The sequence below is a fragment of the Streptosporangium heterodermiicola genome (genome assembly GCF_051390675.1).
In the GTDB taxonomy this organism is placed as follows: Bacteria; Actinomycetota; Actinomycetes; order Streptosporangiales; family Streptosporangiaceae; genus Streptosporangium.
On record NZ_JBPJSR010000016.1, the window covers coordinates 199,404 to 213,793 of the forward strand.

The 14,390-nt window shown below is 71.1% G+C and carries 16 protein-coding genes and 1 pseudogene; 12 read left to right on the forward strand and 5 right to left on the reverse strand.

Going from position 1 to position 14,390, the window contains the following annotated elements; genetic code table 11:
• The first annotated feature begins 85 nt into the window (after positions 1-85).
• From ACSC1Q_RS30655 to ACSC1Q_RS30665, 3 genes are all read left to right on the forward strand, one after another.
• Positions 86-280: a DUF5999 family protein gene (locus ACSC1Q_RS30655; protein WP_436762163.1), complete on the forward strand. Its 195-nt coding sequence runs from the start codon at positions 86-88 to the stop codon at positions 278-280.
• On the forward strand, positions 277-732 hold the full coding sequence (locus ACSC1Q_RS30660; RefSeq protein WP_436762164.1) for an ATP-binding protein: 456 nt from the start codon (positions 277-279) through the stop codon (positions 730-732). Before ACSC1Q_RS30655 ends, ACSC1Q_RS30660 begins: the two co-directional genes overlap by 4 nt.
• A 385-nt stretch (positions 733-1,117) precedes the next feature.
• Positions 1,118-1,816: a DsbA family oxidoreductase gene (locus ACSC1Q_RS30665; protein ID WP_436762165.1), complete on the forward strand. Its 699-nt coding sequence runs from the start codon at positions 1,118-1,120 to the stop codon at positions 1,814-1,816.
• A gap of 105 nt (positions 1,817-1,921) precedes the next feature.
• Here the strand turns inward: ACSC1Q_RS30665 and ACSC1Q_RS30670 are convergent, their stop codons facing one another.
• Together ACSC1Q_RS30670 and ACSC1Q_RS30675 are read right to left on the reverse strand one after the other, a co-directional pair.
• On the reverse strand, positions 1,922-2,554 hold the full coding sequence (locus tag ACSC1Q_RS30670) for a thymidine kinase (protein ID WP_436762166.1): 633 nt from the start codon (positions 2,552-2,554) through the stop codon (positions 1,922-1,924).
• A gap of 319 nt (positions 2,555-2,873) precedes the next feature.
• Positions 2,874-3,512, reverse strand: coding sequence for an SRPBCC family protein (locus tag ACSC1Q_RS30675; protein ID WP_436762167.1), 639 nt, complete (start codon positions 3,510-3,512; stop codon positions 2,874-2,876).
• Positions 3,513-3,826: 314 nt separating this feature from the next.
• On the opposite strand from ACSC1Q_RS30675, the gene ACSC1Q_RS30680 reads away from it, so the two are divergent.
• From ACSC1Q_RS30680 to ACSC1Q_RS30695, 4 genes are all read left to right on the forward strand, one after another.
• Entirely contained in the window at positions 3,827-4,282 is a 456-nt protein-coding gene (locus ACSC1Q_RS30680; RefSeq protein ID WP_436762168.1) for a hypothetical protein, read from the forward strand.
• Positions 4,283-4,490: 208 nt separating this feature from the next.
• On the forward strand, positions 4,491-6,725 hold the full coding sequence (locus ACSC1Q_RS30685) for a hydantoinase/oxoprolinase family protein (protein WP_436762169.1): 2,235 nt from the start codon (positions 4,491-4,493) through the stop codon (positions 6,723-6,725).
• Positions 6,718-8,583 carry a hydantoinase B/oxoprolinase family protein gene (locus ACSC1Q_RS30690; protein ID WP_436762170.1) on the forward strand — a complete coding sequence of 622 codons (1,866 nt, stop codon included), beginning with the start codon at positions 6,718-6,720 and terminating at the stop codon, positions 8,581-8,583. The genes ACSC1Q_RS30685 and ACSC1Q_RS30690 overlap by 8 nt, the downstream gene beginning before the upstream one ends.
• Positions 8,584-8,723: 140 nt before the next feature.
• Positions 8,724-8,846: a hypothetical protein gene (locus tag ACSC1Q_RS30695; RefSeq protein ID WP_436762171.1), complete on the forward strand. Its 123-nt coding sequence runs from the start codon at positions 8,724-8,726 to the stop codon at positions 8,844-8,846.
• A 662-nt stretch (positions 8,847-9,508) separates the two neighbouring features.
• On the opposite strand, the gene ACSC1Q_RS30700 is transcribed toward ACSC1Q_RS30695, so the two are convergent.
• Entirely contained in the window at positions 9,509-9,916 is a 408-nt protein-coding gene (locus ACSC1Q_RS30700; RefSeq protein ID WP_436762194.1) for a TetR family transcriptional regulator C-terminal domain-containing protein, read from the reverse strand.
• A 63-nt stretch (positions 9,917-9,979) separates the two neighbouring features.
• Positions 9,980-10,081: pseudogene (locus tag ACSC1Q_RS30705) on the reverse strand (TetR family transcriptional regulator); the annotation flags it as partial.
• A gap of 42 nt (positions 10,082-10,123) precedes the next feature.
• Between ACSC1Q_RS30705 and ACSC1Q_RS30710 the strand changes: the two are divergent.
• From ACSC1Q_RS30710 to ACSC1Q_RS30720, 3 genes are all read left to right on the forward strand, one after another.
• Positions 10,124-10,375, forward strand: a complete 252-nt coding sequence (locus ACSC1Q_RS30710; RefSeq protein WP_436762195.1) for a hypothetical protein — start codon at positions 10,124-10,126, stop codon at positions 10,373-10,375.
• A 231-nt stretch (positions 10,376-10,606) separates the two neighbouring features.
• On the forward strand, positions 10,607-10,810 hold the full coding sequence (locus ACSC1Q_RS30715) for a cold-shock protein (protein WP_049562746.1): 204 nt from the start codon (positions 10,607-10,609) through the stop codon (positions 10,808-10,810).
• A 146-nt stretch (positions 10,811-10,956) separates the two neighbouring features.
• Positions 10,957-11,571 (forward strand): MBL fold metallo-hydrolase, encoded by a 615-nt coding sequence (locus ACSC1Q_RS30720; protein WP_436762172.1) that lies wholly within the window; start codon positions 10,957-10,959, stop codon positions 11,569-11,571.
• A gap of 78 nt (positions 11,572-11,649) precedes the next feature.
• Here the strand turns inward: ACSC1Q_RS30720 and lgt are convergent, their stop codons facing one another.
• A complete protein-coding gene (gene lgt, locus ACSC1Q_RS30725) occupies positions 11,650-12,471 on the reverse strand; it encodes a prolipoprotein diacylglyceryl transferase (protein WP_436762173.1) in 822 nt (273 codons plus the stop codon).
• Positions 12,472-12,583: 112 nt separating this feature from the next.
• On the opposite strand from lgt, the gene ACSC1Q_RS30730 reads away from it, so the two are divergent.
• Both ACSC1Q_RS30730 and ACSC1Q_RS30735 read left to right on the forward strand, forming a co-directional pair.
• Entirely contained in the window at positions 12,584-13,723 is a 1,140-nt protein-coding gene (locus ACSC1Q_RS30730) for a sensor histidine kinase (RefSeq protein WP_436762174.1), read from the forward strand.
• Positions 13,720-14,352 (forward strand): response regulator, encoded by a 633-nt coding sequence (locus tag ACSC1Q_RS30735; RefSeq protein WP_436762175.1) that lies wholly within the window; start codon positions 13,720-13,722, stop codon positions 14,350-14,352. The genes ACSC1Q_RS30730 and ACSC1Q_RS30735 overlap by 4 nt, the downstream gene beginning before the upstream one ends.
• Positions 14,353-14,390: the final 38 nt, after the last annotated feature.

The following is a 14,390-nucleotide window of genomic DNA, read 5'->3' on the forward strand; positions in this document are numbered from 1 at the left end:
CCGGAGGCGAACCGGTGAGGACGATCGCCCGCTCGGGGGTTCCGCGAGGTTTCCCTCCGTAGCCAATCAAGATCGGAGTAGGACCGTGTGTCAGCACCTGCCCACCTGTCCGTCCGCGAACGCCTTCGATCACGAGGCGGCTCGTCTCGTGGTCTCTCATCCCGAGCAGGGATGGGGGCTGCTCTGCAACGGTGTGGTGGTCTTCGAGGACACCGGGGAACTCCTGCCCGACGGGCGTTGCGTTTCCGCCCATCGCGCTCCCCGCGGGAGGGCGGCATGAGGTCGTTCGCCGCCTTCGCCCTCTGCGCGGTCACCGTTTCGCTCCCTCGCTCCCGTGTCGGGAAGGCGTCCTGGCGGCTCGTGCCCAGCGCGGCCTCGGTGCCCAGAGCCCGGCGGCTGGTCTGCGGGCGGCTGGCCGAGTGGGGGATCGACGAGGAGGGCGAGATCGCCCGGCTGCTCGTCAGTGAGCTCGTCACCAACGCGCTGCGCCACGCCTGGGGACCGATCGGGCTCGCCGTCTCCTGCGAGCGGGGAACGCTGCGTTGCGAGGTGAACGACGCCAATCCCGTCCTGCCCCGCGTGCGCGACATTCACGATGACGACGAGGGAGGGCGCGGCATGTATCTGCTCGACGTGCTTTCCGACCGCTGGGGCAGCGAACGCACGCTCCTGGGGAAGGTCAGCTGGTTCGAGCTGTCCGTCCAGGCGCGTCTCGACGGCACCGCGGCCTGAGAGGCCTGAGAGGGCCGACCTCCCCGCGACCCGGCCCACCGGCCAGGACAGGAAAGCCTCTCCTCACGGAGGGCGGGGAGAACAGAGAGGATACGGGGGACGTAGGCGACATGGACCATCCGCGCCGCCCGGACGGCGGCACACCACAGGAATCGGCAGGTCAGGCCCGTACGCGCACACGACAGGAGTTCCGGAGAGCGCGTCGGATACGAATCCGCAAGCGCGCGCGACGTCCCGCCCGGGACACGCCGGACCTGCGGAGCCCGTCCGGGAGGCTACTGCCGTACTGACCTCGGACACCCCGCCGGTCACCGTCGGCGCGATGTCCGCGAACGATGGGACGGACGCCGGAATCAGCGGGTCGCCGTGACGGTTGCAGCGTGGTGTGAAGGTTGAAATCTACTCAGACGTCGTCTGTCCGTGGTGCTACATCGGTCACACCCGCTTCGCCCGCGCCGTGGAACGCTACCGGGCCAAGGGCGGCGAGGTGGAGGTCGAGTTCAGGCCGTTCCAGCTAGCGCCGGACGCGAAGTCCAACGGCGAGCTCACGCTCACGTGGGCCGCGGCGAAGTTCGGCGGGGCCGAGCAGGCCGCCCAGATGTTCGGGAGGGTGACCGGGGTCGCCGCCGAGGACGGGCTGGTGCTGGACTTCGATCACTCGATCCAGGCCAACACCTTCGACGCGCACCGCCTCATCCGGCTCGCCGGAGAGCAGGGCAAGGGTGAGGAGGCGCTCTACGCCCTCTTCCGCGCGCACTTCACCGACGGTCTCGACGTCGGCTCCCGCGAGGTTCTCGCCGGACTGGCCCGCGAGCTGGGCGTGCGGGCCGACCTGGACGGGGAGGACGGCGTGGCGGCGGTGAAGGAGGAGCTGGCCCAGGCCCGCGCCATCGGTGTCAGCTCGGTGCCGCTCTTCCTCTTCGAGGGCCGGTTCGCCGTGTCCGGCGCCCAGCCCGAGGACACCCTGCTCGCCGCCCTCGAAGAGGTCGCCGAGCGCACCGGCCAGTCGCCCGCGGCGAGGGCCGTCAAGGCCGCCACGAACGGCGGCGACGCCTGCGACGACGAGGGCCACTGCGCGGTCTGAACATCACCCGGGCGGGGGCGCCCCCGCCCGGCCGTTCCCTCAACCGGCTGTCTCTCCGAGCGGTCGGTTTCTCCGTCCGATCGTTTTCCCGCTCGGCGGGGGAGGTCAGCCGGGCAGGCCGAGCTCGCCGGAGCGGTAGTGGCGGCGGCACAGCACCTGGTAGCGGATCGGGTCGGCGCCCGTGTCGCCGATGACGACCTGCTCGCCGGTACGGACCATCCTGCCGCCGACCACCCGGGCGTTCAGGCGCCCGGGGCGGCCGCACCAGCACAGGACCTCGACCTGCAGGCGGCTGATCTCGTCGGCCAGCTCGAACAGCCGCTGGGCGGCGGGGAACATCTGCGAGCGGAAGTCCGAGGCCAGGCCGAAGGCGTAGACGTCGACGCCGAAATCGTCGGTGAGATCGGCGAGCTGCTCGATCTGGGCGACCGTGTAGAAGCACGCCTCGTCGCAGATGACGTAGTCGATGGGCTCGTGCGCGCGGACCAGGGCCACCAGGTCGAGGTCGTCGACGACCTCGACGGCCTCACTGCCCAGGCCGATCCGGCTGGTGACCTGCGGGGTGCCCGAGCGGTCGTGCTTGGTGAGCACCAGGCCGCGCCTGCCCTGGCGGCCGTGGTTGTAGTTCATCTGCAGGGCCAGGGTGGACTTGCCACAGTCCATCGGGCCGAAGTAGAAGCGCAGCACTCCGTCCCGGGAACCGGCGGGAACGGCGGAGAGGGCAGACAATTCGGTCACGGGGCGCCAGCCTAGTACTCCGGCCGCGTTCCGCGATCTCCACCCCTGGTGATCGACCCGTCGCGTTCACCTGCCGTCGGGGCGTACGGGATCGCCCCTCGCACCCGGCGGGGTCGCTCTCGGGTCCGCCGATGGGAACCGGCAAGAACCGGCGAGAACCGTTGGGAATCGGTGCGAACCAGCGAGAAGCTACACGAACCACAAAGAAGCTATGCGTACCTCTTAGATAAGCGGTGCGAACCAGGAGCAAGCCACGCGAACCGGGAAGAGGGGGCCGCGCCCGATGAACGGCGGGCGCGGCCCCGGCCGATGGGTCGGCTCAGAGCGCGCCGCTCTCGATCGCCGCCTTGAGACCCGCCTGCGTCGCCTGGTGGGAGGAGACGCCGTTCGTCACGGTGAAGTCGATGAGCAGGACGCTCGCCTCGAAGGTGAGATGCTCGGTGACGCGCGTCCGCCCGTCGCCCAGGTCCTCGAAGACGATCTTCTGGTGCGTGACGACGTTCGGCAGCGTCCAGGAGTCGGTCTCGTAGTAGAGCTCGTCGCGGTGGATGCGCTGCTGCGCGTGCGTGTTGGAGGTGACGGGCACTCCGGCGACCGGGATGTCCTCCACGGCCGTGAGGTTGACGTAGCGCGTCCCGGCGTCGGTCCAGTCCGCGTGGGTGACGACCCGCTTCAGGAACGAGTGCATGCCGATGTGGTTGTTGATGTTCGAGTAGGCGTCGAACACGTGCTCCACCGGTGCGTTGATCTCGATGGAGATGTCGCGCTTGGCCTGGCTCCGTCCCGTTATCGGGAGGGGAGCGGTCAGGAACTCGTAGAACCGGTAGGTGTCCCACGCGACCTGCCACCGGGCGGCGAGCACGGGGTCGCTGTCGGCGCGGGCGGGGGCCGAGAACACGGTGAGGAGGAGAGCGGCGGCGGACAGTGGCGCCACGAGGAGCCGGAGGAGTTTTGTCACAGATACCTCTGGAAACCGGATGAGAGTAGTGAATGTTCTTCTATCTCATCTGAGTCCTGTTTTACCGAGCCAAGCATGGATCGTGATCTTCACGTTTCGTGGACGGCCCGCCCTCGTACGTCCGCCCGAAAGATAACGATCTACAACTGGTAGTGAGCCGTGGGGTGGATGAGGGCGTCTGGGCGTGAGATGCCCTGGTAGAAGGGGGTGGTCTCCGGTTGACAAGCCATGACGAGCCATGACATGGCCTGACTTGGCTTGGTGGCGAGAACCGTGGGAGATTCCTTTTGGTACATCGAAAAGTGGGAGAACCTGTGACGACCACCAACAACTCAGCACCACCCCTCGGTAAGACCCCGGCCATCGTGACCCCCGGTGCCTCCGGCCCCTCCGGCGCGGAGGCCACGGAGATGCCCGCGGCGCTCGCGGCGATGATGACCGAGGACGAGGCCGTCGCCGCCCAGGCCGAGGCGGCTCGCTGGCGGTACGGGTTCTACGTCGTCGTCATGGGGCTCGTGGTCATCCTGATCGGCTTCGTGGTGATCGCGCTGCGCGAGGGCGACACGGCCGCGCCGTTCGCCGGGCTCGTCGGCGTCTCGGGCGCGGTCATCGGCGCCTACTTCGGCGTGCAGGTCGGCCAGTCCGGCAAGGACCGGGTCGAGGCCGAACTGCGCCGTACGAACGAGATGGCCATCCGCCTCGCCGCCAAGATCCACGCGCACGACGCCGACGCGGTGATCAACACCACCATGGGCCCCCGCCGCCGCTAGGGTCCGCCCCCGCCGGCCCCTCGTCGCTCCCGCCACCGCTTCCCCCGTCTCCCGGCCGGTGACCGTGGCGGCGGCGGGATCGTTTCCGGCGAGGTCGTTTCCCAGTCGTTTCCCGGCCGTTTCCCGCCAACACTGCCCAAGGACCGGGCACAGCTTCGGCAGGGTCCGCCGATTTGCGGACTCGCCGGAACTGGGTAGACACGGGGGCATGCGCAGCGTCCGTATCGGGGTCGACACCGGAGGCACGTTCACCGACGTGGTCGCGGTGGACGAGCAGACCGGTGAGATCACCACGACCAAGACTCCCTCCACCCCCGCCAACCCGGCCGACGGGTTCATGGAGGGGGTGCGGAAAGTCCTGCGCAAGGTGGCCGGAGCGAAGGACACGGGCGACACGGCCGACACGGCCGACGTGGGCATGGAGGCCGTGTCGGCCGTCGTGCACGGCACCACGGTCGCCACGAACCAGCTCCTCGAAGACCGCATCGCCGACCTGGGCTTCGTCACCACCGAGGGCTTCGAGTTCATCCTGGAGATCGCCCGGCAGAGCGTGCCGGACGGCTACGGCAACTCCTACTTCTGGGTGAAACCGCCCCGCATCGTCCCGGTGCACCGGGTCAGGACCGTCGGCGGGCGCCTGGACCACACCGGGGCCGAGGTGCGGCCGTTCGACGAGGAGCAGGCCGTCGCGGCCGCCCGGTGGTTCCGCGACCGCGGTGTCACCTCGATCGGCGTGTGCTTCCTGCACTCGTACGCCAACCCCGCCCACGAACTGCGCATGCGGGAGGTCCTCGAACGGGAGCACCCGGACGCCGTCGTCTCGATCTCGTGCGACGTGCTGCGCGAGTACCGGGAGTACGAGCGGTCGGTCACCACCCTGGTCGACGCCGCGGTCAAACCGACCATGCGCCGCTACATCGCCAACCTGGCCGAACGCCTGGAGGCGGCGAGCCGCGCCCAGGACGCCGGACAGGCGCACGAGGGGGACGCGGCCGGACGGGCGTACTGGAAGGACGTCACGGGTGCGGAGCCGTCCGCGCTGGAAAACACACCGGACGGTGCGCTGGACGGCACACCGGATGTCGCGCGGGCGGCGCGGGGGAGCGGCCTGCCGTTCTCCGTGATGAAGAGCAACGGCGGCGTGCTGTCAGCGGCCGAGGTCGTGCACCAGCCGATCACCACCGTGCTCTCGGGACCGGCCGCGGGCGCGCTCGGCGCCGCGCTGATCGCCGCCACCGCCGGGCACCCCTCGGTGATCACCCTGGACGGCGGCGGCACCTCGACCGACGTCGCGGTGGTCGTCGACGGGGAGCCGTCCCTGACCACCGAGGGCAGCATCGGCCGCTACCCCTGCAAGATCCCGATGATCGACATCGTGACCGTCGGCGCGGGCGGCGGCTCCGTCGCGTGGATCTCCCCCGAGGGCACGCCGAAGGTCGGGCCCAGATCGGCGGGGGCCGACCCCGGCCCGCTCTGCTACGGCCGGGGCGGCACCGAGGTCACCGTCACCGACGCGCACGTCTTCCTCGGTCGGGTCCCCCCGCACCTGCTCGGCGGGGAGATCCCGCTCGACGCGGACGCCGCCCGGGAGGGGATCGAGGCGCTCGCGGGCAAGATCGGGCTGTCCCCCGAACGGACCGCCGCGGGCATCCTGGAGATCAGCGCGTTCAACCAGTCGAACGCCATCCGCCAGATCACCGTCAAACGCGGCCTGGACGTGCGCGACTTCCCCATGGTCGCCTTCGGCGGCTCGGGACCGCTGCTGGTCTGCCGGTTGATCGACATCCTCGGCCTGCCGTCGGTGATCGTCCCGCCCGACCCGGGCAACGTCTCGGCCTTCGGGCTGCTCACCGTGGACGTCAAGAACGACTACGTCCGCACCTTCGTCACCCGTGACCTCTCCCTGGAGACCGCCGGGGAGATCCTCGGCGACCTGGAGGGACAGGCAGCCGAGGCCCTGGACCGCGAGGGCTTCGCCACCGGCGCGCACGTCTACGCGCGCAGCGCCGACCTGCGCTACTACGGCCAGGCCTACGAGGTCAGGGTGCCCGCGCCGTCCGGCCCGCTGGACGAGGACTGGCGGGCCGAGGTGCTGCACCGCTTCCACACCGAGCACCACAGGCTCTACGGGTACGGCTACCGCGACGACCCCCGGCACGGCGTCGAGTGGGTCAACCTCCGCGTCTCCGGCATCGGCCCGATCACCCGGCCCGTCATCGGCCGCAGGCCCCACGGCGACCCGCGCCCCGAGCCGGTCGCCTCCCGTGAGGTCTTCTACGACGAGTGGGGCGCCGCCCCCGTCCACCGCCGCCCCGACCTGACCGCAGGGGCGACGATCACCGGCCCGGCGGTCATCGAGGAGTACGGCTCCACGCTGCCGCTCCACCCCGGCTTCACCGCGACCGTGGACGAGTTCGGAAACCTGGAGGTACGACGTGGGTGACGCGCGGCGACCGGTGCACGGGGCCGACCCGGTGCTGGTGGAGATCGTCGAGGGGACGCTCGCGTCGGTGGAGATGGAGGTGGAGACGGCCATCGCCCGTACCGCCCGCTCACCCATGATCCGCGACGCGCACGACTTCCGCGCGGGCATCCACGACGTACGGCTGCGCAAACTGACCGGCAGGTCCTACTCCGCGCTGGTCCAGCCGATCGTGAGGGACTTCCCGGTCGGCGAGATGAGGCCGGGTGACGTGTTCTTCCACAACGACGTCTACCTGTCCGAGGGCGGCATCGGGCACCTGCCCGACCTGTGCGTGACGGTCCCGGTCTTCCACGACGGGCAGGTCGTCGCCTTCGTGCAGGCGTTCGGGCACCACGACGACATCGGCGGGGCCGTGCCGGGCTCCATGCCGAGCAACGCGCGCAGCGTGTTCGAGGAGGGGCTGATGGTCCCGCCGATCAAGCTGTGGGACGAGGGCGTGCCCAACCGGGCGGCACTCACGATCATGACGCGCAACTCCCGGATGCCCGACTCCCTCGCCGGGGACCTGGACGCCGAGTGCTCGGCCTGCCTGATGGGCGCGCGGCGGCTGGGCGAGCTGTTCGACCGGTACGGGCGCGAGGCGGTCGAGGCGTGCTTCGACGCGATCATCTCCAGCACCACCGAGACGTTCCGCAGGGAACTGCTGGCCAAGATCCCCGAGGGCACGCACGTGTGGGAGGACTACGCCGAGCACGACGGCGTCGACGAGCCCCGCCTGCACACCCAGCGGATGACCCTCACCGTCGACCACTCCGCCGCCGCTCCCCTGGTCATCGACTTCACCGGCACCTCCCCGCAGGCGAAGGGGCCGATCAACCACGCGGGCGACTACGCCGACGGGGTGTTCCTGAAGAAGTGGCTGGCGCCGATCCTGCGCAACCTGGCCGACACCCCCGAGCGGATGGCCGAGCTCGACGTCAACGAGGGGGTCGTCCCCCTCGTCGAGATGCGGTTCCCTGGGAAGGGCACCCTGCTCACCCCGATCTTCCCCGCCCCCACCAACGCCCGCACGTTCGTGATCCTGCGCCTGCTGGGCGTGCTGGCCGGGGTACTGGCGAAGGCGACCGGCGGCCGGATGCCCGCCGACCAGGAGACCATCCGCTACACCGGCGTCTACGGCGACGGCCTCGACGGCACCCCGTACCTGATGAGGGAGGTCCTCGGCGGCGGCTCCGGCGGCCGGTGGTACGCCGACGGCGAGGACACCATCCACGTGGTGCCCGACTCGCGCAACATCCCGGTCGAGTTCGCCGAGTCCCGCTGGCCGTTCCGGGTCGAGCGGCTCGGCCTGGCCCGCGACTCCGGCGGGCCCGGTCTCTACCGGGGCGGCCTCGGCTACGACAAGCACCTGCGGATGCTCCGCGACGCCTCGTTCATGTCCATCGCCGACCGCTCGATCCTGTCGTGCTGGGGCGTGAACGGCGGCCGGGCCGGACGGCCGTTCGTCGTGGAGATCGAGGGCAGGGAGATGGAGGGCCTGGTGGACGACTCGCCGGTCCTGGCCGGTGAGATCATCCGGGTGCGCACCACGGGCGGAGGCGGCTGGGGCTCCCCGCTGGACCGCGATCCCGCCCTGGTGGCCGCCGACGTCCGTGACGGCAAGGTCTCCGCCGACGGCGCCCGCGACGACTACGGGGTCGTCCTGCGCGGCGACCCCGGCGATCTCCAGGTGGACGCCGAGGCCACCGCGACCCGCCGGGCGGACCTCCGCGCCCTCCTCCCGGCGGATCCGGCCGCAAGCCCCTTCTTCGACCGGGGCCCGGGCTTCCCCACCCTGTCGGGGGGCCTGCCGTACGCGGAGGTGGACCTCATCTGACACTCGTCCCCTGCCCTCGCCTTCGGGTACGGACGCGAGGGCAGGGGACCGTGCCGCGGTCGCCGCCGGCGCGGCTGGAATGCGCGAGGGAACGTCGCGGGGATGGCGCCCGGAACGAACGCGATTCGCCACTGCGCGGTATGAGCGACACCGGTGACAATGAACATTCCGGCCCCGGTGATGTGCGGTCGACCATGCCGTGGAATATCGGCCGCCGCGCGCTGATCACCGTGCGGGGCGGCCGATATTACGCTGCCGAGTGAGCAGAACCTGGTCACGAGCCGTTTTCCGGGGAGAGCGGCCAGGCACGGGCTGACGTGCCGGTGCCGCGCTCGAACCCGATCGTGTGCCCGGCTCCTTCATTGACGGGTCCCGGCGATGGGGAAAGCGCGGCTCGCGCGCCGGAAGATTAAGATCATTCACTGAAGCGGTGAATTGATTGACGAAGAAGAAAGACCTCTCGCGCCGAATAGCCGGCCCGTACCATATCGGGTATGAGCGAACCTGTCGCCGGGGAAATTATTGGCTCTCGCAGGGGCAGGAAACGCGTGTGGCGCGTAATCGGGACCATCGGGATCTGCATTGTGGTCGCGGCGCTGCTGACAGCGCTGTTCTGGCCACTCGCCGGCGCGATCGCCGCACACGACGTACGAGACGTGCCGAAGGCTCAGTGGGGGGAGAAACTGAGGGTGGCGCGCGACGCGGCGCGCGGACGGATCGTCCAGGTCATCGCCGGGCTGCTGGCCACCGGCGGTTTCGTCTACACGACGCGCAATTTACGCGTGAAAGAGGCCGCAGGGCCCGTCGACCAGCGAGCGTGCCGGTGTCTTCGGCAGGGCCTGCCGGCGGGTGGGGCCCGGCTCGTCGGCGCTCCCCCGGCACCCATCGCCGGATCGCCGTGGCCCCGCGTACGCGAATCGCCGGATCAGGATGGCGCGGCCGCGTGCGGGTCGTCCTCCGGGCCGGTGGGGAAGACGCGGTCGAGGTGGTAGTCGACGGCACGCCGGACCTCGGCCATCGTGCGCCGTCCGTGGAGGACGTCCATGCCCAGCCCGGTGATCCCGGCCACCAGGAGGTCTGCCTCGTGGCGCGGGTCGAGCCCCGGCGCGGCCTTCCCTTCGCGCTGTGCCCGCCCGATGACACCGGCGACCAGCTGTTCGAGAGGCTGGGCGTCGTGCGGGAAGAACGAGGCCAGCGCGGGATCGGTGAGGCTGCGGGCGTAGTAGGCGGCGAGCACCCGGAGGGCCGCCCGGCGCTGGTCGTCCAGGGGCAGGAACTCGCCCAGGATCGCCCGCAGCAGGGCCCGGGAGTCCGCGGGGTCGACCGAGGCCATCCGCGCCCGGGAGTGCCGCTCGTTGTCCTCGTACAGCAGCTGGAGCGCGGAGACGAGGAGCCGGTGCTTGCCGTCGAAGTGGTATTGGACCACGCGCGGCGACACCCCGGCCTCGGCGGCGACCTCCCGGATGCTCGCCGCGTCCAGCCCGCGCCCGGCGGCGACACGCCAGAGCGCCTCATCGGATCGCGGGTGAGGAGGTTCGTGATGAACGAGGCCTGGTACCGGCTCGGAATGCTTCTGGTGCTCGCCGCGGGTGTCTGGGAGGGGCCGCTGGCGATCGTCTTCCGGGTGTTCACCGGCAAGGCCCCCAACGCCCTGACCGCGGCCAACTACCTGCCCGCCCCGTGGTGCCATCTCGCGGCGGCGGGCGCGACGATCGCGGCACTCGCCGTGATCGCGCTCCTGGACGCCGCGCACAGGCGGGCACTGGCGCGCGAGGGGCGGTCGGACGGGTGATCGTCACAGGCTTTCTGTGCCCGGGCCGGGGTGGGCTCGTGTGTTGGTCCGGACAGGTGCTAGCCTGAACGTAGTTGCGGTTGTGGTACCCATGAAACTTTGTGTGCACCTGACGGATAACCCTTCAGGTGCATTTTGTTTTCCCGGTCATCTCCGGATGGGCTCATCGCGGCGACGCGGGATCCACGCGGTGTGGATCCCGGCTCTGCCCCCTATCGAAGGAGAATGATCATGGCGACTGGCACCGTTAAGTGGTTCAACGCTGAAAAGGGCTTCGGCTTCATCGAGCAGGACGGCGGCGGCGCCGACGTCTTCGCCCACTACTCCAACATCGCCGCCCAGGGCTACCGTGAGCTGCAGGAGGGCCAGAAGGTCTCCTTCGACGTCACGCAGGGCCAGAAGGGCCCGCAGGCGGAGAACATCGTTCCCGCCTAGTAGCAGGCGCATCACGGGCCGGGGCCCGCATCTCTCTGAGGTGCGGGCCCCGGCTCGTTTCGCGTCCTCCACGATGAGGCCGGTCGCCCTGGCCCCGGATTTCCCCAGGAAAGCGGACTTTCGAGGGTGATCGATAGGGTGATCGGGTGATATTAACTAAATTCGGGCACGCCTGTGTGCGCGTGCAGGACGGCGACCGAGGGCTGGTGATCGATCCGGGCACCTTCTCCGAGGCGGAGATCGCGCTGTCCGGCGCCACGGCCGTGCTCGTCTCGCACGAGCACGGCGACCACATCGACGTCAAGGCGCTCAAGGCGGCCCGGGCGAGCAACCCCGCGCTGACCGTCCACACCCACGCGGCGCTGGCCGCGGAGCTCGGCGAGGGGGCGGTCGCGGTCGCCGCGGGCGAGACCTTCACCGCCGCCGGCTTCACCGTGAAGGCCGTCGGCGGCGAACACGCCGAGATCGTCGACGGCCTGCCCGGCTGCCCGAACCTCGGCTTCCTCGTGGACGGCCTCTACCACCCGGGGGACTCCTTCTTCGTGCCCTCCGAGGAGGTCGACACCCTGCTGGTTCCGGCGTCCGGGCCCTGGGTGAAGATCGGCGAGGCCATCACCTTCGTCCGGGGCGTCCGGCCCGCCCGGGCGTTCCCGATCCACGACGTCCACCTCAGCGAGATCGGCCTGGAGTACTTCGACGCGTGGCTCGAAGAGGAGACCGACTACGCCCGGATCCCGGCGGGCGCGTCCGTGGATCTCTAGGCTCCCCGTTCCAGGTGGTCGGCCGCCAACTTCTGACGTGTGCGCCGGCCGCGCCGGCCGTTTGCGGTCCGATGGTCCTCAGTTCCCGGCCCCGCCGCCCGGCCGGTCCGCCGGAGCGGCCCTTCGCGTGGCGGCGAGGTACGCGACCGCGGCCGTGAAGGCGAGCAGGGCGGTCCAGTTGTTGAGGCGCAGGCCGAGGACGTGGTGGGTGGAGTCGATGCGGAGCCACTCGATCCAGGCGCGACCAGCGGCGTAGGCGGCGGCGTAGAGCGCGAACGTCCGGCCGCGGTCGAGCCGGAACCGCCGTCCGGCCCAGAGGACGAACCCGGCCACACCCAGATTCCACAGCGACTCGTAGAGGAAGGTCGGGTGGTAGGTGGCGGTGGACTCCAGGCCGGGTGGCCGATGGGCGGGGTCGATCTCCAGCGCCCAGGGCAGGGTCGTCGGCCTGCCGTACAGCTCCTGGTTGAACCAGTTGCCCCAGCGGGCGATCGCCTGCCCGAGCGCGATCCCGGGCGCGACGGCGTCGGCGAAGTCGCGCAGCGCGACGCCGCTCCGGCGGCAGGCCGGCCACGCGCCCACCGCGCCGCCCGCGACGGCGCCCCAGATGCTGATCCCGCCCTCCCAGATCGCGAACACGCGCAGCGGGTCGTCGCCGGGGCCGAGGTACCGCTGCCAGTCGGTGGCCACGTGGTAGAGCCGGGCACCGACGATGCCGGACGGCACGGCCCAGGTGGCGATGTCCCCGATCACGCCGGGATCGCCGCCGCGGGCGACCCACCGGCGCCGGGTCACCCAGATGCCGACGACGACGGCGAGCAGCATCAGCAGGGAGTAGGCGCGGATCGGGAGCGGGCCGAGATGCCAGACGGCTTGGGTCGGGCTGGGGATGGCGGTCACGCCGTCGAGTCTGGTTCCGATACGGCGGCGCCCGCATCGAGCGGAATACCGATCGCGTGATCAGTCGACCGGTTGATGCCGAACGGGCGGGTGGTTGATTATCGTCGGCGGTGTGGAGTCCTGGGAGCGGTCGCAGCGCCGGTGGCAGCACGCCTTCTTCGCCTCGTGGCTGGTGCTGACCTCGGCCGGTCCCCTGAGGGAGACGGGCCAGGTGCTCCCGGTCGTGCTGGTGGCCGGGCTGGCCGCCTGGTACGCGGTGTGGTTCGTGCTGCGCACGCCGCCCCCGGACGGTGTGCCCGTGCCGTACACGCTCGGCGGCGGGGTGCTCTGGCTGGGGCTGTTCGCCGTCGACTCCTCCTTCCTGGTGGTCGTGCTGAGCGTGCTCGTGCCGTACTGCATGGACGCCGTGCGGGTCGGGCTGGTCGCGGTGGTGTCGTGTGCCGGGGGCTGGCTGTGGCATCGCTTCCACGCGACCGGGTCGATCACCTGGGCCGAGGTCGTCGTCGCCGCGTTGATCGCGATCAGCGCGGCCACCGCGGTCGGGTACTTCGGCTCGGTGTCGCGGCAGAGCGCCGAACGCAAGCGGCTCCTCGACCGGCTGCAGATCGCGCAGGAGGCGCGGGCGGCGGCCGAACGGCAGGCGGGCGTGGCGGCCGAGCGGCAGCGGCTGGCCCGCGACATCCACGACAGCCTGACCCAGGGGTTCGCCAGCGTGGCGATGTTGCTGGAGGCGGCCCAGGCGACCCTGCCGGACAACAAGCACCTGACCCAGGCGCTGCGGGCGGCACGGGAGAACCTGGCCGAGAGCCGCCGGGTGGTGACGGCGCTGCGCCCCGGCCGGCTCGACGAGTGCGGCCTGCCGGAGGCCCTGCGGTGGCTGTCCGGCCGGCTGTCGGACGAGACCGGCGTCCGCGCGCACACCGTGATCACCGGCAAGCTCCGGCCGCTTGAGGCCGAGGTCCAGGCGGAGCTGCTGCGCGTGGCGCAGGAGGCGGTCGCCAACGTCCGCCGCCATGCCCGCGCCGAGCAGGTCACGCTGACCCTGTCGTACATGGAGGACCTGGTCGTGCTCGACGTCCACGACGACGGCGGCGGTTTCGACCCCGGGCGGGCCGCCTCCGGGCACGGCCTCTCGATCATGCGGGAGAGGATGGAGCAGCTCGGCGGCACGCTGCTCGTGGAGAGCGCCCCTGGCGCGGGCGCCACGGTGGTGGCGAGCCTCCCGGTGGCGGCGCTGAGCGGGGCGCGATGACCGTCCGGGTCCTGATCGCCGACGACCACCCGGTGGTCCGCGACGGCATCCGGGCGATGCTGGGCACCCAGGACGACCTGGAGGTGGTCGGCGAGGCGGTCTCCGGCACGGACGCGGTACGGCTGGCGCGCGACCTGCGGCCCGACGTCACCCTGATGGACCTGCAGCTGCCCGAGATCGACGGCGCGACGGCGATCGGCCGGATCCGCGACCACGACCCGGACGCCAGGGTGATCGTCCTGACCACCTACGACACCGACGGCGACATCTCACGCGCCATCGACGCGGGAGCCATCGGCTACCTGCTCAAGGACACCGGCCGTGAGCGGCTGTTCGACGCGATCCGGGCGGCGGCGCGGGGGGAGAGCGCCCTGTCGCCGGCGATCGCGACCCGGGTGCTGTCGTGGGCGCGGTCCGACGCCCCCGACGCCCTCAGCGGCCGGGAGATCGAGGTCCTCGGCGCGGTCGCCCGGGGGATGAGCAACAAGGCCATCGCCGCCCACCTGTGCATCAGCGAGGCCACGGTCAAGACCCACCTGCTGCACGTCTTCACCAAGCTCGGCGTGGACGACCGCACCGCCGCGGTGACGGTCGCCGCCTCCCGGGGCATCATCCGGCTGGGCGGTTAGCCGCTCCGGCCGGGGGCGGCGGTGACCCGGCCGCCGCC